The following is an 18,381-nucleotide window of genomic DNA, read 5'->3' as shown; positions in this document are numbered from 1 at the left end:
TTTTATAGAGTCAGAATAAGCCCGCAAAAGAAAAGCGCCAAGGTACCCAGCTGTTTCTTTTCTTTCCACCATATACTCCTTCTCCATACTCCCCCTCTAGTTGAATTAGAATATATGACCATGAAGGAATCTAAATCGTATGCTAGTTCCTCCCTTCCCATTCATCTTTTATTCTGCAATTGCCTTAAGGATGTATTTGTTCAAAATGCCTTTTAAGTATTCTTGTCTGCCCGATTTATTTTGGATTTCACCAAGACCAAGTGCATAGTCTTCCAACTTACGGAAATCAGTTTTCCCTTCAACGATCTTCAAGCCGATTCCAGCTGTATAGCTGCTGTAACGGTCCGCAATGAAGTCTTCCAACACTTTGTCTTCGAGTAACTTTTTAGCGACCTTAGTACCAATCGCAAAGCTATCCATCCCTGCAATATGGGCGTGGAATAAATCTTCATACTCGAAGGAACCACGTCTTACTTTCGCGTCAAAGTTTAGCCCGCCCGTTCCAAGACCATCATTTTTCAGGATTTCATACATTGCCAACGTCGTTGCGTAGAGGTCAGTCGGGAATTCATCGGTATCCCACCCAAGTAGTGAGTCCCCTTGGTTCGCATCGACGGAACCAAGCATGCCATGAGTACGGGCAACATGCAATTCATGTTCGAATGTATGTCCTGCCAAAATGGCATGGTTCGCCTCGATATTGAATTTGAAATGATCTTTTAAGCCATACGTCTGTAAAAAGGCAAGACCCGTCGCGACATCAAAGTCATATTGGTGCTTCGTCGGTTCCTTTGGTTTTGGTTCGATCAAGAACTGCGCATCAAAACCAATCTCTTTAGAGTAATCAAGGGCCATATGGAAGAATCGGGCCAAATTATCCAATTCTAACTTCATATTCGTATTAAGAAGGGTATCGTAGCCTTCACGTCCGCCCCAGAATACATAGTTTTCCGCACCTAATTCCTTCCCTACTTCCAATCCCTTTTTCACTTTCGCTGCCGCATAGGCAAATACATCCGCATTCGGTGAAGTGGCTGCACCATGAACCCAACGGGGATTAGAGAACATATTCGCCGTATTCCAAAGTAATTTTGTCTTGCTAGTCTTCAAGTATTCCTTGATCATGGCCACAATTTCATCCATGTTCTTATTTGTCTCTCTCAATGTGTCCCCTTCAGGAGCGACATCGACATCATGGAAGCAAAAGAATGGAACATTCATTTTTTCATAAAATTCGAAGGATGCTTCCACACGTGCTTTGGCAAGGTCCATTCCCGTAAATTTATTATATGGACGAAGCATTGTTGGTTGTCCAAATGGATCTGTGCCATCTGCGGTGAATGTATGCCAGTAAGAAACGGCGAAGCGCAAAAACTCTTCCATGGTCTTTCCGTTAATCATTTCTTTCGGGTTATAATATTTAAAGGATAAAGGATTCGAAGATTCTGAACCTTCGTATTTTACTTGGTTGATAGTTTCGAAATAACTCATATTAGTATTTCCTCCTCAGATAAAATGAATTTGGAATCGCTTTCATTGCTCATGAAAATAATAACAGCAATAACTTAGTTTGTCTAATGAATATACTAAGTTTTTTTGATTTTTTTTGTTATAATAAAACTTACCTAAAATCCATTGTTATTAAAAGGAGGTAGAAAGATGACCTGGAACCAGCAACTGATGAAAGTGAATAACAAGCAGGCCATTTTAGAAACCATCCTGGAACGTGCACCGATATCTCGGGCAGACATTTCGCAGCATCTCGGACTCACGAAGGGAACTGTATCTTCTCTCGTCAATGAACTGTTGGAAGCTAATCTTGCCTTTGAATCAGGTCCCGGAGAATCCAGCGGTGGAAGGCGCCCAGTACTATTATTGTTTCAAGAAAAAGCCGGTTACTCAATTGGGATAGATCTTGGAGTAAATTATATATTAGGGATCCTTACTGATCTCAATGGCGACATCGTAAGTGAAATCAGTAGAAATACGAATAACGCAAACTACCAAGAAACGTTTGAGCGCATGAAAGAAATGATTCATTCTTTCATAAAAACTGCCCCCGAAAGCCATTACGGAGTGGTTGGAATCGGAATTGGCATTCCTGGGATTGTTGATAACGAAGGGGAAATTCTGCTTGCCCCGAACTTAGGTTGGAAGAATGTTGACCTAAAAAAAGAAATGGAAGAAGAGTTTGGTCTCCCTGTGATAGTAGAAAATGAGGCAAATGCCGGGGCCTATGGAGAAAAGAAATTCGGGGCCGGCAAAGACCACGATCATCTCGTATATGTAAGCGCAGGTATGGGCATCGGGGTCGGCATTATTCTGAAAAACGAACTGTACCGTGGAGCGAATGGGTTTTCAGGAGAAATGGGCCACATGATTATTGATGTTCATGGAAAGCCATGCACATGCGGAAGCAAGGGTTGCTGGGAATTATACGCATCCGAAAAAGCATTGATTGACCTGGCATCTGAACTTATCCATCCAGAAGGAATCACGCTCGAATCACTGACTGAACAGGCCAGTCATAGTGAGGAAATTAGTAAACTTTTCAAAGAAATCGGGCATTACCTCGGAATTGGCATCAGTAATATTTCCAATACGTTTAATCCACAGCAGATTATCATCGGAAATCGCTTGGCCATGGCCAAGGAATGGTTGAGGGAACCTATCGTCGAGATTGTCGAAAATCACGCCCTCAAGTTCAATCAAGAAGAATTGCATATCAGCTTTTCCGATTTATCTTCCTATTCCCCTTCATTAGGGGTTTCTGCTCATGTGATCGAAAAATTCCTGAAAACCAACTTGAACCAAAAAAATCAATAGGTTACATGAAACAAAAAAGGTGATTTTCCCGCTAGGAAAAATCTCCTTTTTTGTTTCATTTCTGTTCAATCACGCGAATCAATTCCCTTAAATAATCGGGAAGATCGGGCGGACGTCTGCTCGATACCAGGTTGCCGTCCACCACAACAGGCTCATCCACCCAATGCGCTCCAGCATTCTCCATATCATCTTTAATGCCAGGTGTACTGGTCACATTCTTACCTTTCAAAATACCTGCTGAAATCAAGACCCAACCTGCATGACAAATTTGGCCGATTGGCTTCTTGCTTTCTTCCATCCTTTGTATCAGCGAAATCACCTCAGGGAACCGGCGGATCTTATCAGGTGCCCACCCTCCGGGAACAAGGATCGCATCATAGTCATCAGCTTTAACGCTGCCATAATCAAAATCCGAATCGGCTGGCACACCATATTTTCCAATATACGTTTCATTTGCCTTTTCACCGGCAAGATGGACAATAGCTCCTTCTTCCCTTAAACGTAAAATGGGGTACCAAAGCTCCAAATCCTCGAAATCATGATGCACAAGGCTAATGATTTTCGTTCCCTTTAAGCGCATAATTCCCTCTCCTCCTTTATTAGTTCATTTGTTACCTATAATGGAATCCTTCCCTTTTCTACTGTCTCGTACACTTTTATCTCCGGATAAACTTCTATCTATGAGTTAATAAAAAAACTCGGTCCCATAAAAAATAGGAACCGAGCCTTTTTTAGAAAAACGCTATCTTTTTATTGTTCAATTTTCTTTCTGATTACAAGCCTACTCTATACCCTTTCAGCTAACCCTGGACTTTCCCATTAATGACCACACACTTCCCGTTTGTAGGTTGCTTCACCATCTTTCCATCCTTGATGTGTACAGTGTAAGTATTATTGACGTTAGCATCTGACCTTGCTAGGTCTCCTGTTCTTGCTATGATATTTTTGACACTTTCCTTCCTCAGATTATTCATAATTTGCTTTTTCCATTTTTCCCTCTTGTCATTTCGATTATTTTTATCAACCATGAGGATCCCATCCTTCTTGTTTGATTTATTTTTCTTTCTAATATCAGAGTATTAAATTCTTAACCATTCTGTTACCCATAGGCTTTTCCTTTATTATTTTTATTTTGATTTCTTTGTCAGAGGATGGTCACAAGTAAAATTGAAACTGAAAAAATCAAGGTAGTCTTTTAATTTTAGACAAAAAAATGGTGAAGCATTGTCTCAACAATGCTTCACCATTTTGATGACATGTAAGGGGTTCGAAGCAGCAATCCCTTCCCTATCAACTTTATACGGTATAGATATCAACAAAACTCTTTAAAACGAATATAGTCAAAATCAATATGTTAGCAAATATGTGGGCTCAGCTGATCTGCTACAATTAATTTATGTCCTTATTCAACTATCCTGCCTATAGCTTCAAAGCAAAGTGCTATAAGTTTTTTACAATATTTTTACTTTGTTCCACACCTGCTCTAATGGCTGCCCACCTAAAGTGGCTTGATTCAATAATTCTTCTCTTGTTCCAAAAGATTGTAGATCCACATCGGTTTCTCCACCGAACACGGAAATATGCCACAAATTAGAATGCTGATTGATATGATAAATCTCATCTTGATAAGCAAAGCTAACTCGTTTGTCCTTTTGTAAATCCTCTTTTAATTCTTCATACGAATAATTCATCTTTTCGATAATCATCTCTGCATACATTCGTACATCGCTATCGGAATCATTCTTGAAAATCTCTATAAAAGTCTGGATGGTTTCATCATCTAATTGATAACTTAAAGTGTTCCATACATTATTAGCAATGCCATTTCTTATATGGTCATCAGGATGATTGCTTAACTTTAAAAATTGCTTACTCACCCATTCAACATCCCGTTCAAATTGCGAAACATAAATGATAGCATAGAATAGTTCTTCTACATCATCTTGTTGTAAAAGGATCTCAAAATCATCCTTACCATAATGTTTCATTAGAAAGTCATCATCATCTTCTTCAGGGGGTTCAAATTCTTCCATATACAATCGTTCTAAAAATTCATCAAACGTATTCGAAATTTTTATAATCGTTTCGTCTTCGTTATCTACATACACAATGGAAGGGTTAGAATCAACATTTCGATAATCAAAGGCAACCCAAGTATGTCCATCTCCATTAAACAAAATCAGTCCTTCGGGCATTTCCCATTCTTTAATGAGATATTCACTATCTAATATGCTGTTTTTTTCACCTATCCCAAAAATATGATCTACGCGAATATGATTTTCTGCCCACGAGGTTGGAAAATCTATAGGATACGAGTTAAAGTTAGTAAATCCTCCATTCTGTTCTTTGAGGATATCTATATAGGAAGGCGGTAATTTTACTTTTAAATCTTGTTCAGCTTTTTCTACCATTTCATCTGTTAACGGCTCTAACTTAAAATAGTCATCCTCTTCTTCCCAAAAGACACTTGCCATTAAATCACTTCCCTAATATATATATCTATTTGAATGAGTCATCCATATTGAAATCCTCGTCTTCCAAAAATAGATTCCTGGAGGCTTCTCAACTAAAAATTTATATCTACAGCTCGGACAATTATACCATAATTTTCTAAGGACTCTTCCTACAAAAAAAAAGACTTCCGCTTTTACATAAGCGAAAGTCTTTTTAAAGGCTTAATCTTCTCCAATTATTTTAACTTCGGTTTCAAGTTCTACATCAAATTTAGATTTAACGGTTTTTTGAACGTATTGAATGAGTTCCAAATAATCGGTGGCTGTAGCGGATCCTACATTCACAATAAATCCAGCGTGTTTAGTTGAAACCTGGGCACCTCCGATTTGCTTACCTTGTAACCCGCTATCCTGAATTAATTTACCTGCAAAATGACCAGGCGGCCGTTTGAAGACACTTCCGCAAGACGGGAACTCAAGTGGTTGTTTAGATTCCCTCTGGAAAGTTAGCTCATCCATTTTACTTTTGATGTCTTCATATTCGCCTTTCTGTAATAAGAAAGTAGCTTCGAGGACCAGTAATTTTTCTTTTGAGAAGCGGCTAGATCGATAACCCAATTCTAGCTCATCCTTATGTAAGGTCTTTAATTCTCCCGTATGCGTAATAACAAGAGCATCTTTGAGGACATCGGATATTTCTCCACCGTATGCTCCTGCATTCATATAGAGGGCTCCTCCAACCGAACCAGGTATCCCACAAGCAAATTCCAAACCTGTAAGATGATTCTCTAAAGCATATCGTGAAGCTTGAATAATAGCTGCTCCACTTTGAACGGTCAGTTCCTCACCGTTGGTATGCATACTATCTAGCTGAATAAGGGTCATTACAATTCCCCGGATGCCCCCATCTTTAATAATCATATTCGACCCATTACCTACGATTGTTAACGGTATATGATGGTTCTCCGCATACGTATAAATAGCTTGGACCTCTTGATAGCTTTTAGGTGTGACGAAATAATCCGCTTTACCGCCTGTTTTAGTAAACGTATAGTTATGTAGCGGTTCATTCATTTTCACATTACTTGGATGAACAATCTTCTGAAGGTCTGAAAACGTTTGTGTACTCATTTATATAAACTCCCATTTAAATATTTTAGAAAAAGAGGACCGAATGATGCAGTTCCCCTTTGTAAAACTAATATGTTAGATGTTTCATTATATTCTTGGAATGTAGGGAAAACAATGATTAAGTTTTAGTTTTGACCTGCTAATAACAAAAAAACGGCAAAAACATTGTCTCTACAATGCTTCCACCGTTCTGATGACCTGTGAGGGATTCGAACCCACGACCCCTTCCCTGTCAAGGAAGTGCTCTCCCACTGAGCTAACAAGTCGTATGTAAAATGGGCTTGCTCTATTACTTAAGTACATAATTTATTATAAGTTTTTTTCAACAAAAGTCAACGAATTATTTTGAAAAAGTTTTCCGTGTACCATTTAAAAAAGCAATAAATATAAAAAGAACAAACGTTCGTTTTTTTATTGCATACCGAACGAACGTTCGCGTATAATATAAACAAGAAATAATGGAAATGGAGGTTAACGGAATGAACTATATCATTCGTAAGCATATGGACGAAGAGATTCCTATGGAAATCATTTACCTTTCAGAAAGCGGAAAGATCACGCAGCGAAGAATTGAAGTACTTGAATTATATCCAGGTTATATTCGTGCCTTTTGTTTACTGCGGCGAACAAAACGAACATTTAAAATGGATAATATTCTTTCTGCCCGCCTTATTAAGTCCAGATATGGGAGGTCAGGATGAGCCTTTAACCCCCTAACATATCGCTTTAGGTCCCGAGTTTATCCGATTAACTCCTCTTCTTCCTGAATATCCTTCTCCTGCTCCGTTAAAGACTCTTCGTCATCTCTTAGACGGTGAGCCAATCTTGATGCGGCACTTGCGGCTATGCTTGCAACGATATCATCCAGAAATGTATGCACCACTCCCTCTTGCTTCTTATCTAACTCATGAATGACACCGATTTTATTTTTATCCAAATGCCCAAAGGTTGTGACGGCAATGCTACCGTATCCGAGTACCGCACCAAACGCTATCGTTTCATCCACACCAAACAGCCCTTCATCAGATTCAACAATGGATTGTAACGGTTCCGAGAGCTTCTTTTGTTCTGCGAGTTTATCAAGTTCAACACCGACTAATATAGCATGCTGAATTTCTCTTTTTAGAAGCACCCGCTCGACGCTTTTAATGCATTCCTCCCGTTTCAAGTCAGCTTTGTATGGGAATTGCAATTCATAGACAATCTCCGCAATAGCTTCGACACTGACACCCCGGTCTATTAATGTTTGCTTAGCCGCTCTTGTAACTTCTCTGCTATGGACGCGTACATCTGCCATTTTATCTGCCTCCCCATTTATTTTTTTATATCTTTTCATTATAACATTTTATATTTTAAATATTTAGAAAATAAAACAAAAATTCACTTTTCCCTATCCTTCATAGGAGAAAAAGAATCTAGGCTATGCTAAAATAACTAAGTAAGGTTAATATTCAATATAAATCCATAGAGGTGCGGGAAATGAGTTTACGCAAAGGCACGATAAAAGAATATATGTTTAGAAGTGAAGCATTATCTGAGGAATTAGAGCTACTTGTGTATTTACCGGCTAATTTTTCACCACTTTATAAATATACGCTCGTCATTGCTCAAGATGGTCGCGATTACTTCCAAATGGGCAGAATTGGTCGTGTGACGGATGAACTATTAGGAAACGATGAAATTGAGAATGTTATAATCATCGGTATTCCTTATAAAGATCGGTTTGACCGCAGAAGGAAGTATCATCCTGATGGAGAACAACACGACGCCTACATACGTTTCCTAGCCCATGAACTTGTTCCGTTTTTAGATGAGGAATTCCCAACCTATCAAATGGGGCATGGCCGGGCATTGATAGGGGATTCTCTTGGCGGTACAGTTTCTTTACTGACCGCACTTAAATATCCTCATACATTCGGCAAATGCATCATGCAGTCACCGCTTGCCAATGAAGTTGTGATGGATGCCGTCCGTAATTTCGAGGAACCTCATCTACTTGAACTTTATCATGTGATTGGAACAGAAGAGACCGACGTTCCAACAACAGATGGGAATCGGGAAAACTTCATCGTACCCAATCGGGAATTGCATAACTTACTTAATCAAAAAGGGTTCACTTGTTTCTATGAGGAATTTGAAGGTAATCACACTTGGAAGTTTTGGCAGGCAGATTTAAAAAGAGCCCTTTTAGAAATGTTCTAAAGTATTACATTAGGCTATAAGGACAGACTCCTTGACCTAAATATTCAAAAGATTAAATCATAATCCTAGGAGGCCACAATATGAAATATGGTGTTGCAATTTTCCCTTCAAAAAAACTTCAAGATTTAGCAAACTCCTACCGAAAACGGTATGATACGAAGTATGCTTTTATTCCACCACATCTAACACTTAAACAACCGTTTGAAGCGACTGAAACGGAAATTTCCGCAATTGCAGAACGGTTGGAGGACATTGCACGGAAGTTCCAGCCTTTCACCTTGAATGTTACGAAAGCGAAATCTTTCCAACCCGTCAGCAACACCATTTATTTTAAGGTAGAGATGTCCAAGGAACTTGAAGGGTTACATGAAATCCTTCATGATGAAAAGTTCTTCAAAACTGACTCCGAACATGCTTTTATTCCACATATAACGATTGCACAAGATTTATCGGATAATGAACATTCGGATGTGTTAGGCCAATTGAGCATGCTTGATGTAAGCCACGAAGAGGAAGTCAAAAGAATTCATTTATTATATCAACTGGAAGATGGTACGTGGACCGTATATGAAACATTTCGTTTAGGAGCTGAATAATTTCGTGTTTGTAAAAATTGTCGAGAACGACCAAGAACGTGAGTATGCTTATACCATTAGAAAAAAAGTTTTTGTCGAGGAACAACATGTCCCACTTGAAGAAGAGATCGATCAATATGAAGAAGATTCCATTCACTTCGTTTTATATAACGATGAAGAACTCCCTGTCGGTGCGGGTAGATTCCGGATTATAGATGGCATTGGTAAGGTTCAGCGCATTTGTGTACTTCCACCGGCCCGCAAGACCGGGGCCGGTGCCATGGTCATGAATGCCATTGAACAATATGCCGTTTCACAAGACATCTCCCAACTGAAGCTAGATGCTCAATTGCATGCCATCCCCTTTTACTCAAAATTAGGTTATGACATCATTTCCGAGGAATTTATGGATGCTGGCATTGCACACAAGACGATGATTAAACAGATTTCATAATAAAAAACGCTGTTCCCTTTGATTTCGCTAAGGGAACAGCGTTTTTTTTACCTACCCATTTATTATAAAAAAACAGTTCCGTTCTATGTCAATCTCTGCAAATGAACATAGTCTATATATAGAAAGTAAGAAGGAGGGAAAATTTCATGAGTAATGAATTTAATTTAGAGGAATCACAAAAAAGGCTAATGGAATTGCTTGTTTCACGGACTATGAGGAAGCATGGCTTCAAAAAAGATAAAGTCGATCTGACCGAAAAAGAGAGAAACAACCTTAAAGAGACCGTTCGCTATTTACAAGAACAGTCTCAAATTCTCATCAATAAAGAAAAGAAAATAACCGAACATGACGTCAACCCAGTCACGAATTCCTATCAAACTAAGTACAAAGATTCCAAAGAACAATAACATCATTGTTCTTCATCTAAAACCTTACTTGTCGATAAGACAGTACAAATAAAACATGACTGAGCAGCTCTTACATTTCATCCCTAACATATTAGCTTCGTTAAAAATTACTTTCACTAAACTTAAAATTTTCCTTACTCACAAAAAAATAAACGATTGAAATGATTTATTCGTCCAACCAGATTTATCATCTACGCATATTTTAATAGGGAGTATATATCCTAAGGAGGAAAAATGACATGAACCAAAATGTATATCGTAGCAATTGTAATACACACGAAGGCTCTGACAGATCATGGTCAGCCCTAGATTCTAATTCCAACCATCCACTAACTGGATTTTGCGGCAATGATGACACACAGATTGACCAAGAGGCAAAACAGGATAATTCACAACTCCAGCTTTCTGAAGAACTCATTTACATTAAAGATTCTTGTAATGTAAATATCACTTCTACAGATGTAAAAGCTGCACTTTCTTTACAAGCGGCCCTCCAAGCAGCAATCGCAGTAATCGTCAGCATTTCCATTGCAGATGCCGATAATGCTGATCGCATTACCCAAGAGTTGATCCAATCTTCTAATGTAAAACAAATCACTCGCCAAAAAACAATTGTAGAAAACAGCCGTGATATTGAAGTGACAACAACTGATGCTCAAATTGCTCTTAACATTCAACTTTTACTACAATTGTTACTAGCTCTAATCGTTGAAATCGACATTCTTTAAAAGAAAGCACAAAAAGGACACTCTTCGTGTCCTTTTGTATTTTCATGGGAAATTCAAGCCATCTCGTTTACATACCCGCCTTTTCCTGTCATTTCTACCTGGATTTCTTCATGAGCCCTCATCATTAAATGATTCTTATACTTACCTGTACTTGAAGAACCATCCTCTTTCACGTTCGTGACTTGGTCAAATTTTTCGGACCGTTTCGTTTCGTCTTCTAGTACTTGGTCAAAACGAATTGGCTGAATGGGTGTCGTTCCATCAACGATTCTCGGTTTCCTCCCCGCTTCAACTGTCCGGTTCGCATATTGAATATACTCGAATTGTGTTATTGGCGCTATGTATCCCATTTATTAACCCTCCTCACATAAAAGATTCTCTTCCATTCACTTACCCACTTCAGAATAATATGAAACATCTTTTTCACATTCTTTTTTTCTATTTCTCTGGTAAAATGGAGATTGCCGATATTTTTTAATAGATTTGAGGTATCCATTTATATGAATCAAGCTAAATCAGGAAATGAAATCGTACATCTACTTACTGTTTCGGCTAGTGAGCTGCAGACACTTTTTGAAAAAGGAAAACGTGATCAGCTTTCTTGTGTCATATGTGATAAATCCGTGAAATTATTCATTGGGATTCATGAAACACCTTATTTTTATCACAGTGACCCTTCACGAACTGCTTGTGAAATGCCAAGTTTTATACAAAAAAATGAGACTAAACCTTTAGAATACATGGAACGAAACGGATTCAAGATGCCTAAATCACGAACGATTACAGAAACAAAGCCAGTCATCGAACCATTTTTAAAAAGTAGGACCATTACAGGCAATTCTCCCTTTTTAAATAAAACATCCGTCAGCACTGAACAAAAGGACCCCTACTTTCAGGAGCTATCTTCTAACGGGGTAATACTGGATGATGAACAGTTAAAGGCGGCCAAAACGATTGAAGGCCCCGTTCTTGTTTTATCCGGGGCAGGAAGTGGCAAGACCAGAGTATTGACGGTACGGACTGCCTATATGCTAACTGTCGAAAAAATTAATCCAAAAAGCATCATGCTTGTAACCTTTACAGCCAAATCTGCCAAGGAAATGCAACAACGGCTAATCAGCTATCCTTATATGACCCCTTCCCTCGTCTCTCAAATTGTTAGTGGTACTTTCCACAGCATTTTTTATAAAATCCTGATCTTTCATGAACCTGCAAAATGGCAACGGGAATTCTTGTTGAAGTGGAATTGGGAAAAAGAAAAAATATTGAAACAAGCTGGTCGGGAATTGGAGCTTGATGAAAAGGAATTCGCCTATGATCAGGCCCTTCAGCAAATCGGGCTTTGGAAAAACTCATTAATCTTTCCGGATGATGTCAAACCGAATGATGATTGGGAGAAATCCTGTCTATTCTTATATAAAAAATACGAAGCCTATAAAGAACAAACAAGCAAATACGATTTCGATGATATGCTAGTCGGTTGTTATGTATATTTGAAAAGCCACCCTGAATCGTTACTCAAATATCAGCAACGGTTCCGCTATTTTTTAGTGGACGAGTTCCAGGATATTAATAAAGTTCAATATGAATTGATAAAACTCCTTTCTGCGGAAACAAAAAATGTTTGTGCGGTCGGAGATGACGATCAGGCCATCTATTCATTCCGTGGTAGTGATCCGAAATATATACTGAATTTCAAACATGATTTCCCTGGTTCCCAAATTGTGAAGTTGACCGAAAATTATCGTTCCTCCCATGAGATCGTTGCGACAGCAAACCGAATGATAAAACGAAATCAGCACCGGATGGATAAAACGATGCGTGCCCAGCATAATCAGGGAAACCCAGCCGTATTATTTTATCCGTATGATGAAGAGTTAGAAGCGACGATGATCGTTACTGACATTCAAGAAAAGATTTCCAAAGGCGCCAATCCTGGTGACTTTGCCATCCTTTATAGAACGCATACGATGTCGCGTGCCATTTTTGAAAGGTTAGCTTCTTCCAATTTGCCCTTCGTGATTGAAAAGGATGCCGATTCCTTTTATGAACGCCGGGTCATCCATGGCATGCTTGCGTTCATGCGGTTAAGCCTGCATCCTCAGGATAGCAAGGCAGCTTCAGACGTCCTTTCTTCCTTGTTTTTAAGGCAAGGTGTCTTACAGGAATTAAAAGCACAAACCATCCTGCAAGATTGTGATTTCATTGACGCATTTGCCTTTGTGAAAACGGGTCATGCCTTTCAGGAACGAAAGCTAAAGGCGATACCTGCGCAAATCCGTTCTATTAAAACCATGTCTCCCCTTGTAGCCATAGAAATCATCGAAAAGGATTTGGGGTATCAGGAGTATGTAAAAAAACGGGGAAATGAAGCAAATCTTGAAAAGGGTTCGGATGATATTCGTGATTTGAAGGTGGCCGCAAATCGGTTCCCAACCGTCGCTGCCTTCCTGGACCATGTCGATCATATGACGGCCATGGTTCAGGAAGTAAAACAGCTGTCCAAGCACTTTAAAGATGCCATACAGCTCACGACGATCCACCGTTCTAAGGGCCTTGAATACCAGTCCGTTTATGTCCTGGCCGCTGTTGACGGCAGCATCCCTCATGATTTTGCCCTGGATTCATACCGAAAGGGCGATCTTGACCCACTTGAAGAGGAAAGAAGATTACTCTATGTGGCCGCGACCAGGGCCAAAAAGAACCTTTATCTCTCGGTACCACAAACGAGACGTGGACGGACAGCCCAGCCGTCACGGTTCTTGAATTTTTAGCGATACCAAAGAAAACAGGAGCCCCCATTTACTTTAGGCTCCTGTTTTCTTTATTATTTTTTATTCATCATATTGGAAATCGTCCCGAAATCCAGTTTATTTCCCTCTGCAACGATAGAATGTACGATTTTGTCTTCCATTTCCTTATTGACGGGTTTATTAGCGATTTGAGAAACCCGTTTAATGATAGTCCTAACCGTCGCTTCATCTTTAAAATTGGCACCTTGTAGGGAGTTCGCCAATTCCATTACATCCTTCATGTTTACTCCCGTTCTTCCTTCTATGTTTTTAAACAAATTATTATCCATGCTAAGCCCCTCCTTTTCTGTATCTATCTTATGGGGGAATCCGGAATTTGTGCAGGGACCATAAAAAAAGGGATAGGCTTAAGCCTATCCCAATTACTTCTAGCAGAAAGAAGCCCCTACAATAACTAGTAGGATGAACAATACAACGATCAAGACAAACGTGGAGCCATAACCGCCGCCACTGTAACCGCCCCCGCCATATCCATAGCCTTCATTACAACCGCCACATCCGTAGCCACCATAACCAAACATATACTATCACCTCGCTCTCAAATTGAGCTTACTGATACTATATGTAGGGTGGGACATTATGTATAGGCCATGTCCTAATCGCCATGCCTATTTCTTTTGAAGGGCTTCACCCTTTCGGTCTAAATACCAATGCCCCGATAAATCCGAAGATGATGGCCGCTGAAATCCCAGAACTTGTGATTTCAAACATGCCCGTTAGGACCCCGACAATCCCATGCTTATCAGCTTCTAACATCGCTCCGTTCACAAGGGAATTTCCAAAGGAAACAATGGGAATGGTCGCTCCGGCACCTGCAAAGTCTACAAGCGGTTCATATAATTCAAACCCACCTAATATGGCTCCAATGACTACGAATAAGCTCAATGTATGCGCCGGTGTCAGCTTAGCCACATCAAATAATAACTGACCGATGACACAAATTAAACCTCCGATGACAAAGGCCCAAAAAAACATTGCTAACATCTAAATCTCTCCTTTATCATGCATTGGTCCCATACTCAATGGCCACCGCATGAGCAATGCATGGAATGGTTTCTTTTTGCTGAACCGTTAACGGTGATAATAATGCCCCTGTCGCCACCATCAGAATTCGTTTATATTTTCCCTGACTCATCTCATTAAACAAATGTCCATATAACACTACGGCGGAGCAACCAGCACCACTGCCGCCTGCTAAAACAGGCTGATCTTCTTTATAAACTATCAGTCCGCAATCCTTGAATTTTTCCTGGTTGATCCTACATCCTTTTTCCGCTAACAGATCCAATGCGGTCGACCTTCCTATCTTTCCTAAGTCTCCAGTGACGATTAAATCGTAATCATCAGGAGTTAGCCCCGTATCCTCAAAATGAGATAAAATGGTATCTACTGCAGCTGGAGCCATGGCTCCACCCATATTGAAAGGATCCTTTAACCCCATGTCAATGACTCTCCCAATGGTGGCGGAAACGATATGAGGGTATGCCTCCTGCCTTGTACCATTGGGAGTCACCAACGCAACTCCAGCACCCGTTATCGTCCATTGAGCGGTGGGAGGTTTTTGTCCCCCATACTCCGTCGGATAGCGGAATTGTTTCTCAACAGCTGCATTATGGCTCGAAGCACCCGTCAGTATATAGTCTGCCCCTCCATAATTTGTGATGAAAGCAGCCAGTGCAAGGCCCTCCATAGAGGTAGAGCAGGCACCAAACAGACCAAAGTACGGAATTCCATTGCTCCTGGCAGCTAGGCTGGTCGGAGTGAGTTGGTTGATTAAATCACCTGCCAAGAGAAACTGTACGTCTTCCTTTTTAATTTTCCCTCTTTCCAATGCAATCTCCATTGCTTTTTCCAACAGATGACGATGAGCTTTCTCATATGAATCCTGCTCCATCCATAAATCGCTATACAGAATATCAAAGTCACCTGGAATATCACCGTTTGCTTCAAAAGGTCCTCCTGTTACCCCCGTACCCAAAATGATAGGTCTATTAGCGAACGTCCACGTTTGTTTCCCTTTTAACATTGGTCATCCTCCTATCATCTGTAAAATCGTTTTGATCAAAGCCACGACGAAAGCAGAAAATACACCAAATAGAATGACGGATCCCGCCAATTTGAACATATTGGCTCCAACACCGAGAACAAATCCCTCAGTACGGTGCTCAATGGCTGCCGAGATGACGGCGTTTCCGAATCCTGTAACAGGAACGGCACTTCCAGCTCCCGCAAACTGCCCGATTCGGTCATAAAATCCGAAGCCCGTCATTAAAAGAGCAAGAAATACCATAGTCGCAGTAGTTGGACTGCCCACTGTCTGTTCCGTAAAATTAAAGAAATAAATATAGAAATAAGAAATGGCTTGTCCAACCGCACAGAAAATGCCTCCGACAAAAAAAGCTTTCAGACAATTTGTAAAGACTGGCCTTTTGATTTCATGCTTGCCTTGAAGTTGTTGATATTCTTCCTGCTGAGGGGTCGTCTTATCCTTGCCGCTCATAATCTTGAACCTCACCTTCTATATAAGTTCTTTATGAAGTTCCACTATTTCCTTGAACTTCTTTTTCGCCTTTTTTTCTGGGACATCCTTTTCCTTAAGCAGTTCGTCCAACCTTACTGATTCCAGAAAGATTTTATAATCGCTGGAAATGATGAATGTATACTTTGGATACTTGTCTTCCAATTTTTTCGTTACATTTTTATCAATTTTTTTCATGTGAAAACGTTGTAGATGCTTAACTTTATAAGCAACGATGATTTTTTTTCCATTTTTCACAACAATCACATCGTAAATAGCATCTTCTGAACTCACCATCTCCTTGACTTTTGAAATGACACCTTTCTCATTTTCTTGATCTTCCCCATAGATGATGTCCATCGGTTCAGGATTCGTCCGCTTGATTAAAGCTAACCCTTCTGTTTTCCCATCTTCTTTACTACTGCAGCCTGTCAATAACAACAAGGCGGTTAAAAAAGACATGCAGCTTACATGTATAAATCTTCGTTTTCTGAACATAGAATCACATCCTAATTTAACGGTCTATTATTATCTTCTTGTTTTATCCCATTTTTATGAATGGTAGGATTAGGAAATGAAAAAACCTTTCCAGATTGGAAAGGTTTCTTTACTTAATATGCTCTATTGTTTTTATTCTTGTTACTTTTATTGCAGCCACAGTCCTTCTTAATTTTAATTGGCTGGTCTTTCTTGATTGGTTTAACGGCATACTGCCATGGGTTCTGTTTGTTATTCATTTGTGACCCTCCTTTACCATCTATACCATACTATATGATAAAAAAGACAAGTTGTACTCCGTCAAATATCCAAAATTCTGCTGATAATTACCTCGATTATGGATCCAATAGCGGCTACTGCAAGGATTAAAATCAGAACTTCCCCCATGAACACACGTTCAAGATATAGAAGGACCAAGAAGAGACTGGACCAAACACCTACACACCAAAAACAACTCAGCAATTGTCCGACCCACCCACGCAGTCCCTTATCTTGTGGAACTAAAAAAATTTCTGAAATCCCTTCTTCATTCTTTTCTTCTATTTCTTTAAAGAAAGGCCGACGCAAAGGCTCGGTTATTTTATCAAAAACGATTAAACGGGTCAGCCTGAAAGAAGCTAAACCTAACAGAAGGACGATTGTAAACTCAGACTGCGAGAGAAACATGTGTATTCTGCTCCTTCACTAATTGGAATCTTCGATAACTTTAGCATTTAGGATATCCGGCAACCTGACGAATCGAATATGATTCCCCCTTTTGATTTTTACTGATTCCCCCCTCATTCCCATTACTTGAAACTTAACCGTTTCACCATGTATGACTGCCTCGCAAACAGGCTTTGGATACCCTTTATGATTGGAAAGACGCGTAATGATTTCGCTTGTCGAAACCTTTTCCACCTTTCTTTTCTTTTTGGTTTTTTTCTTTTCCTGTGCAGGATTTTCGAGATTTTCTTCGGAATTTTCTACGGGGGCTTGTTCAGGTGAGTATTGATTCGTGAGTTTTTTTATTTCGCTTATTTCCGATTCTATTTCTTTCATCGCATCGTATACACCAAATTCATGTTTGATCTTTTCTATCTTTTCCGTCTTTTCTGTCGGTTCAACCTTTTGGTTATCTACCATCAAATCAGTTTTTTTTGATTCGGCATTTTTTCCTTTCTTCGTCCGGTAATCACTTTGCATATTCCCTCTTTGTGCCTTCACTTCCACCTGATCAACATATAATAGAGGTTTTGATTTTTTATCATTTATATTATCCGACATGCCAATCCTCCTTAATATTTCAGGATATCCACGGACTGAAGCTGCTCTATATGATATTTGACGACCTTTTTACCAAATTTATGCCTGATAAAAAGATTAGTTTCTTGTTTATGCTCCAACTTACCGAAAAGAGTCTGGCCATCGATGATGAATTTACAAACCGGTTTTGGAGCAAAGGCAGGCAGACGCCCCAATAACTCAACCTTTTCCTCCGTACTGTATAAGTTGCTTCCACTTTTGCTGATATGGTTTAAAGCCTTAACTGACGTAGTTTGTTTGGTTTGTACCCCATCGGTATAAGAAAGACGCAGTTTTTTAACGTCCATATTCCTTCTCCCCCTTCATTCATTTAACCAATGGTTTCAACAGAGGTTTCTGCCACTTTTTCAATATTCGCTCTATGTATCATCTATATGAAATACGATTTTTTTTATGCTTGTGCTATATCGTCCTTAACAAAATTGGATAATGATCTGCCACTGGATAATAAGGAATGAAATGGAGATAACT

The 18,381-nt window shown here is 39.6% G+C and carries 25 protein-coding genes and 1 tRNA gene; 8 read left to right on the top strand and 18 right to left on the bottom strand.

Translation table 11 applies throughout. The features are described 5' to 3' along the window. Window positions 1–168 precede the first annotated feature (168 nt). Entirely contained in the window at window positions 169–1,491 is a 1,323-nt protein-coding gene (gene xylA / locus ACIQXN_RS08255) for a xylose isomerase (RefSeq protein ID WP_402964484.1), read from the bottom strand. A gap of 168 nt (window positions 1,492–1,659) precedes the next feature. Between xylA and ACIQXN_RS08250 the strand changes: the two genes are divergently transcribed. Further along, a complete protein-coding gene (locus ACIQXN_RS08250; RefSeq protein WP_402964481.1) occupies window positions 1,660–2,826 on the top strand; it encodes an ROK family transcriptional regulator in 1,167 nt (388 codons plus the stop codon). 55 nt (window positions 2,827–2,881) lie between these two features. Here ACIQXN_RS08250 and ACIQXN_RS08245 read toward each other — a convergent pair whose 3' ends face one another. The 5 genes from ACIQXN_RS08245 to ACIQXN_RS08225 all read right to left on the bottom strand — a co-directional run bounded on the left by ACIQXN_RS08245 (window position 2,882) and on the right by ACIQXN_RS08225 (window position 6,676). Then, entirely contained in the window at window positions 2,882–3,406 is a 525-nt protein-coding gene (locus ACIQXN_RS08245) for a type 1 glutamine amidotransferase domain-containing protein (RefSeq protein WP_402964478.1), read from the bottom strand. Window positions 3,407–3,626: 220 nt separating this feature from the next. Beyond that, window positions 3,627–3,854 carry a hypothetical protein gene (locus tag ACIQXN_RS08240; RefSeq protein ID WP_402964475.1) on the bottom strand — a complete coding sequence of 76 codons (228 nt, stop codon included), beginning with the start codon at window positions 3,852–3,854 and terminating at the stop codon, window positions 3,627–3,629. Between the two features lie 423 nt (window positions 3,855–4,277). Then, window positions 4,278–5,300, bottom strand: a complete 1,023-nt coding sequence (locus tag ACIQXN_RS08235; protein ID WP_402964472.1) for an SMI1/KNR4 family protein — start codon at window positions 5,298–5,300, stop codon at window positions 4,278–4,280. Between the two features lie 201 nt (window positions 5,301–5,501). Beyond that, window positions 5,502–6,410: a UDP-N-acetylmuramate dehydrogenase gene (murB, locus tag ACIQXN_RS08230; protein WP_402964469.1), complete on the bottom strand. Its 909-nt coding sequence runs from the start codon at window positions 6,408–6,410 to the stop codon at window positions 5,502–5,504. Window positions 6,411–6,604: 194 nt separating this feature from the next. Then, window positions 6,605–6,676 (bottom strand) — tRNA-Val (locus ACIQXN_RS08225). Window positions 6,677–6,889: 213 nt separating this feature from the next. Here ACIQXN_RS08225 and ACIQXN_RS08220 point away from each other — a divergent pair. After that, window positions 6,890–7,111 (top strand): hypothetical protein, encoded by a 222-nt coding sequence (locus tag ACIQXN_RS08220; RefSeq protein ID WP_402964466.1) that lies wholly within the window; start codon window positions 6,890–6,892, stop codon window positions 7,109–7,111. 38 nt (window positions 7,112–7,149) lie between these two features. Here ACIQXN_RS08220 and ACIQXN_RS08215 read toward each other — a convergent pair whose 3' ends face one another. Then, window positions 7,150–7,707, bottom strand: a complete 558-nt coding sequence (locus ACIQXN_RS08215) for a phosphatidylglycerophosphatase A family protein (RefSeq protein WP_402964463.1) — start codon at window positions 7,705–7,707, stop codon at window positions 7,150–7,152. Between the two features lie 182 nt (window positions 7,708–7,889). Between ACIQXN_RS08215 and ACIQXN_RS08210 the strand changes: the two genes are divergently transcribed. The 5 genes from ACIQXN_RS08210 to ACIQXN_RS08190 all read left to right on the top strand — a co-directional run bounded on the left by ACIQXN_RS08210 (window position 7,890) and on the right by ACIQXN_RS08190 (window position 10,776). After that, window positions 7,890–8,612, top strand: coding sequence for an alpha/beta hydrolase (locus ACIQXN_RS08210; protein ID WP_402964460.1), 723 nt, complete (start codon window positions 7,890–7,892; stop codon window positions 8,610–8,612). An 80-nt stretch (window positions 8,613–8,692) separates the two neighbouring features. Then, a complete protein-coding gene (locus ACIQXN_RS08205; RefSeq protein ID WP_402964457.1) occupies window positions 8,693–9,208 on the top strand; it encodes a YjcG family protein in 516 nt (171 codons plus the stop codon). A 4-nt stretch (window positions 9,209–9,212) separates the two neighbouring features. Continuing rightward, on the top strand, window positions 9,213–9,641 hold the full coding sequence (locus tag ACIQXN_RS08200; protein WP_402964454.1) for a GNAT family N-acetyltransferase: 429 nt from the start codon (window positions 9,213–9,215) through the stop codon (window positions 9,639–9,641). Window positions 9,642–9,787: 146 nt separating this feature from the next. Beyond that, window positions 9,788–10,048: a hypothetical protein gene (locus tag ACIQXN_RS08195; protein ID WP_402964451.1), complete on the top strand. Its 261-nt coding sequence runs from the start codon at window positions 9,788–9,790 to the stop codon at window positions 10,046–10,048. Between the two features lie 239 nt (window positions 10,049–10,287). Further along, complete coding sequence (locus ACIQXN_RS08190; RefSeq protein ID WP_402964448.1) at window positions 10,288–10,776, top strand: spore coat protein; 489 nt, start codon at window positions 10,288–10,290, stop codon at window positions 10,774–10,776. A gap of 53 nt (window positions 10,777–10,829) precedes the next feature. Here the strand turns inward: ACIQXN_RS08190 and ACIQXN_RS08185 are convergent, their stop codons facing one another. Next, a complete protein-coding gene (locus ACIQXN_RS08185; protein WP_402964445.1) occupies window positions 10,830–11,126 on the bottom strand; it encodes a hypothetical protein in 297 nt (98 codons plus the stop codon). A gap of 150 nt (window positions 11,127–11,276) precedes the next feature. On the opposite strand from ACIQXN_RS08185, the gene ACIQXN_RS08180 reads away from it, so the two are divergent. After that, window positions 11,277–13,550, top strand: coding sequence for an ATP-dependent helicase (locus tag ACIQXN_RS08180; protein WP_402964442.1), 2,274 nt, complete (start codon window positions 11,277–11,279; stop codon window positions 13,548–13,550). 53 nt (window positions 13,551–13,603) lie between these two features. On the opposite strand, the gene spoVIF is transcribed toward ACIQXN_RS08180, so the two are convergent. From spoVIF to ACIQXN_RS08130, 10 genes are all read right to left on the bottom strand, one after another. Then, window positions 13,604–13,858, bottom strand: coding sequence for a sporulation-specific transcription regulator SpoVIF (spoVIF, locus tag ACIQXN_RS08175; protein WP_402964439.1), 255 nt, complete (start codon window positions 13,856–13,858; stop codon window positions 13,604–13,606). Window positions 13,859–13,957: 99 nt separating this feature from the next. Next, window positions 13,958–14,110, bottom strand: a complete 153-nt coding sequence (locus ACIQXN_RS08170) for a YjcZ family sporulation protein (RefSeq protein WP_402964436.1) — start codon at window positions 14,108–14,110, stop codon at window positions 13,958–13,960. Between the two features lie 106 nt (window positions 14,111–14,216). Next, window positions 14,217–14,573, bottom strand: a complete 357-nt coding sequence (gene spoVAE / locus ACIQXN_RS08165) for a stage V sporulation protein AE (protein WP_402964433.1) — start codon at window positions 14,571–14,573, stop codon at window positions 14,217–14,219. A 16-nt stretch (window positions 14,574–14,589) separates the two neighbouring features. After that, window positions 14,590–15,615, bottom strand: coding sequence for a stage V sporulation protein AD (spoVAD, locus tag ACIQXN_RS08160; protein ID WP_402964430.1), 1,026 nt, complete (start codon window positions 15,613–15,615; stop codon window positions 14,590–14,592). Between the two features lie 3 nt (window positions 15,616–15,618). Continuing rightward, window positions 15,619–16,089 (bottom strand): stage V sporulation protein AC, encoded by a 471-nt coding sequence (gene spoVAC / locus ACIQXN_RS08155; protein WP_402964427.1) that lies wholly within the window; start codon window positions 16,087–16,089, stop codon window positions 15,619–15,621. 18 nt (window positions 16,090–16,107) lie between these two features. Further along, window positions 16,108–16,605 (bottom strand): YhcN/YlaJ family sporulation lipoprotein, encoded by a 498-nt coding sequence (locus ACIQXN_RS08150; protein WP_402964424.1) that lies wholly within the window; start codon window positions 16,603–16,605, stop codon window positions 16,108–16,110. A gap of 113 nt (window positions 16,606–16,718) precedes the next feature. Continuing rightward, on the bottom strand, window positions 16,719–16,844 hold the full coding sequence (locus ACIQXN_RS08145; protein ID WP_402964421.1) for a hypothetical protein: 126 nt from the start codon (window positions 16,842–16,844) through the stop codon (window positions 16,719–16,721). Window positions 16,845–16,905: 61 nt separating this feature from the next. Beyond that, window positions 16,906–17,271: a DUF1360 domain-containing protein gene (locus ACIQXN_RS08140; RefSeq protein WP_402964418.1), complete on the bottom strand. Its 366-nt coding sequence runs from the start codon at window positions 17,269–17,271 to the stop codon at window positions 16,906–16,908. An 18-nt stretch (window positions 17,272–17,289) separates the two neighbouring features. Beyond that, window positions 17,290–17,871 carry a hypothetical protein gene (locus ACIQXN_RS08135; protein WP_402964415.1) on the bottom strand — a complete coding sequence of 194 codons (582 nt, stop codon included), beginning with the start codon at window positions 17,869–17,871 and terminating at the stop codon, window positions 17,290–17,292. A gap of 11 nt (window positions 17,872–17,882) precedes the next feature. After that, window positions 17,883–18,197: a hypothetical protein gene (locus ACIQXN_RS08130; RefSeq protein WP_402964412.1), complete on the bottom strand. Its 315-nt coding sequence runs from the start codon at window positions 18,195–18,197 to the stop codon at window positions 17,883–17,885. Window positions 18,198–18,381 lie beyond the last annotated feature (184 nt).

It is taken from the genome of Peribacillus sp. NPDC097295 (assembly GCF_044761665.1).
GTDB lineage: Bacteria > Bacillota > Bacilli > Bacillales > DSM-1321 > Peribacillus.
Note: the sequence above shows the minus strand (reverse complement) of the source record. Positions and strands in the feature narration are given on the sequence as shown.

What these genes read in the sequence shown, in the direction of transcription:
- xylA (WP_402964484.1), bottom strand. Translation starts at nt 1,491, where the DNA reads ATGAGTTATTTCGAAACTATCAACCAAGTAAAATACGAAGGTTCAGAA.
- ACIQXN_RS08250 (WP_402964481.1), top strand. Translation starts at nt 1,660, where the DNA reads ATGACCTGGAACCAGCAACTGATGAAAGTGAATAACAAGCAGGCCATT.
- ACIQXN_RS08245 (WP_402964478.1), bottom strand. Translation starts at nt 3,406, where the DNA reads ATGCGCTTAAAGGGAACGAAAATCATTAGCCTTGTGCATCATGATTTC.
- ACIQXN_RS08240 (WP_402964475.1), bottom strand. Translation starts at nt 3,854, where the DNA reads ATGGTTGATAAAAATAATCGAAATGACAAGAGGGAAAAATGGAAAAAG.
- ACIQXN_RS08235 (WP_402964472.1), bottom strand. Translation starts at nt 5,300, where the DNA reads ATGGCAAGTGTCTTTTGGGAAGAAGAGGATGACTATTTTAAGTTAGAG.
- murB (WP_402964469.1), bottom strand. Translation starts at nt 6,410, where the DNA reads ATGAGTACACAAACGTTTTCAGACCTTCAGAAGATTGTTCATCCAAGT.
- ACIQXN_RS08220 (WP_402964466.1), top strand. Translation starts at nt 6,890, where the DNA reads ATGAACTATATCATTCGTAAGCATATGGACGAAGAGATTCCTATGGAA.
- ACIQXN_RS08215 (WP_402964463.1), bottom strand. Translation starts at nt 7,707, where the DNA reads ATGGCAGATGTACGCGTCCATAGCAGAGAAGTTACAAGAGCGGCTAAG.
- ACIQXN_RS08210 (WP_402964460.1), top strand. Translation starts at nt 7,890, where the DNA reads ATGAGTTTACGCAAAGGCACGATAAAAGAATATATGTTTAGAAGTGAA.
- ACIQXN_RS08205 (WP_402964457.1), top strand. Translation starts at nt 8,693, where the DNA reads ATGAAATATGGTGTTGCAATTTTCCCTTCAAAAAAACTTCAAGATTTA.
- ACIQXN_RS08195 (WP_402964451.1), top strand. Translation starts at nt 9,788, where the DNA reads ATGAGTAATGAATTTAATTTAGAGGAATCACAAAAAAGGCTAATGGAA.
- ACIQXN_RS08190 (WP_402964448.1), top strand. Translation starts at nt 10,288, where the DNA reads ATGAACCAAAATGTATATCGTAGCAATTGTAATACACACGAAGGCTCT.
- ACIQXN_RS08185 (WP_402964445.1), bottom strand. Translation starts at nt 11,126, where the DNA reads ATGGGATACATAGCGCCAATAACACAATTCGAGTATATTCAATATGCG.
- ACIQXN_RS08180 (WP_402964442.1), top strand. Translation starts at nt 11,277, where the DNA reads ATGAATCAAGCTAAATCAGGAAATGAAATCGTACATCTACTTACTGTT.
- spoVIF (WP_402964439.1), bottom strand. Translation starts at nt 13,858, where the DNA reads ATGGATAATAATTTGTTTAAAAACATAGAAGGAAGAACGGGAGTAAAC.
- ACIQXN_RS08170 (WP_402964436.1), bottom strand. Translation starts at nt 14,110, where the DNA reads ATGTTTGGTTATGGTGGCTACGGATGTGGCGGTTGTAATGAAGGCTAT.
- spoVAE (WP_402964433.1), bottom strand. Translation starts at nt 14,573, where the DNA reads ATGTTAGCAATGTTTTTTTGGGCCTTTGTCATCGGAGGTTTAATTTGT.
- spoVAD (WP_402964430.1), bottom strand. Translation starts at nt 15,615, where the DNA reads ATGTTAAAAGGGAAACAAACGTGGACGTTCGCTAATAGACCTATCATT.
- spoVAC (WP_402964427.1), bottom strand. Translation starts at nt 16,089, where the DNA reads ATGAGCGGCAAGGATAAGACGACCCCTCAGCAGGAAGAATATCAACAA.
- ACIQXN_RS08150 (WP_402964424.1), bottom strand. Translation starts at nt 16,605, where the DNA reads ATGTTCAGAAAACGAAGATTTATACATGTAAGCTGCATGTCTTTTTTA.
- ACIQXN_RS08145 (WP_402964421.1), bottom strand. Translation starts at nt 16,844, where the DNA reads ATGAATAACAAACAGAACCCATGGCAGTATGCCGTTAAACCAATCAAG.
- ACIQXN_RS08140 (WP_402964418.1), bottom strand. Translation starts at nt 17,271, where the DNA reads ATGTTTCTCTCGCAGTCTGAGTTTACAATCGTCCTTCTGTTAGGTTTA.
- ACIQXN_RS08135 (WP_402964415.1), bottom strand. Translation starts at nt 17,871, where the DNA reads ATGTCGGATAATATAAATGATAAAAAATCAAAACCTCTATTATATGTT.
- ACIQXN_RS08130 (WP_402964412.1), bottom strand. Translation starts at nt 18,197, where the DNA reads ATGGACGTTAAAAAACTGCGTCTTTCTTATACCGATGGGGTACAAACC.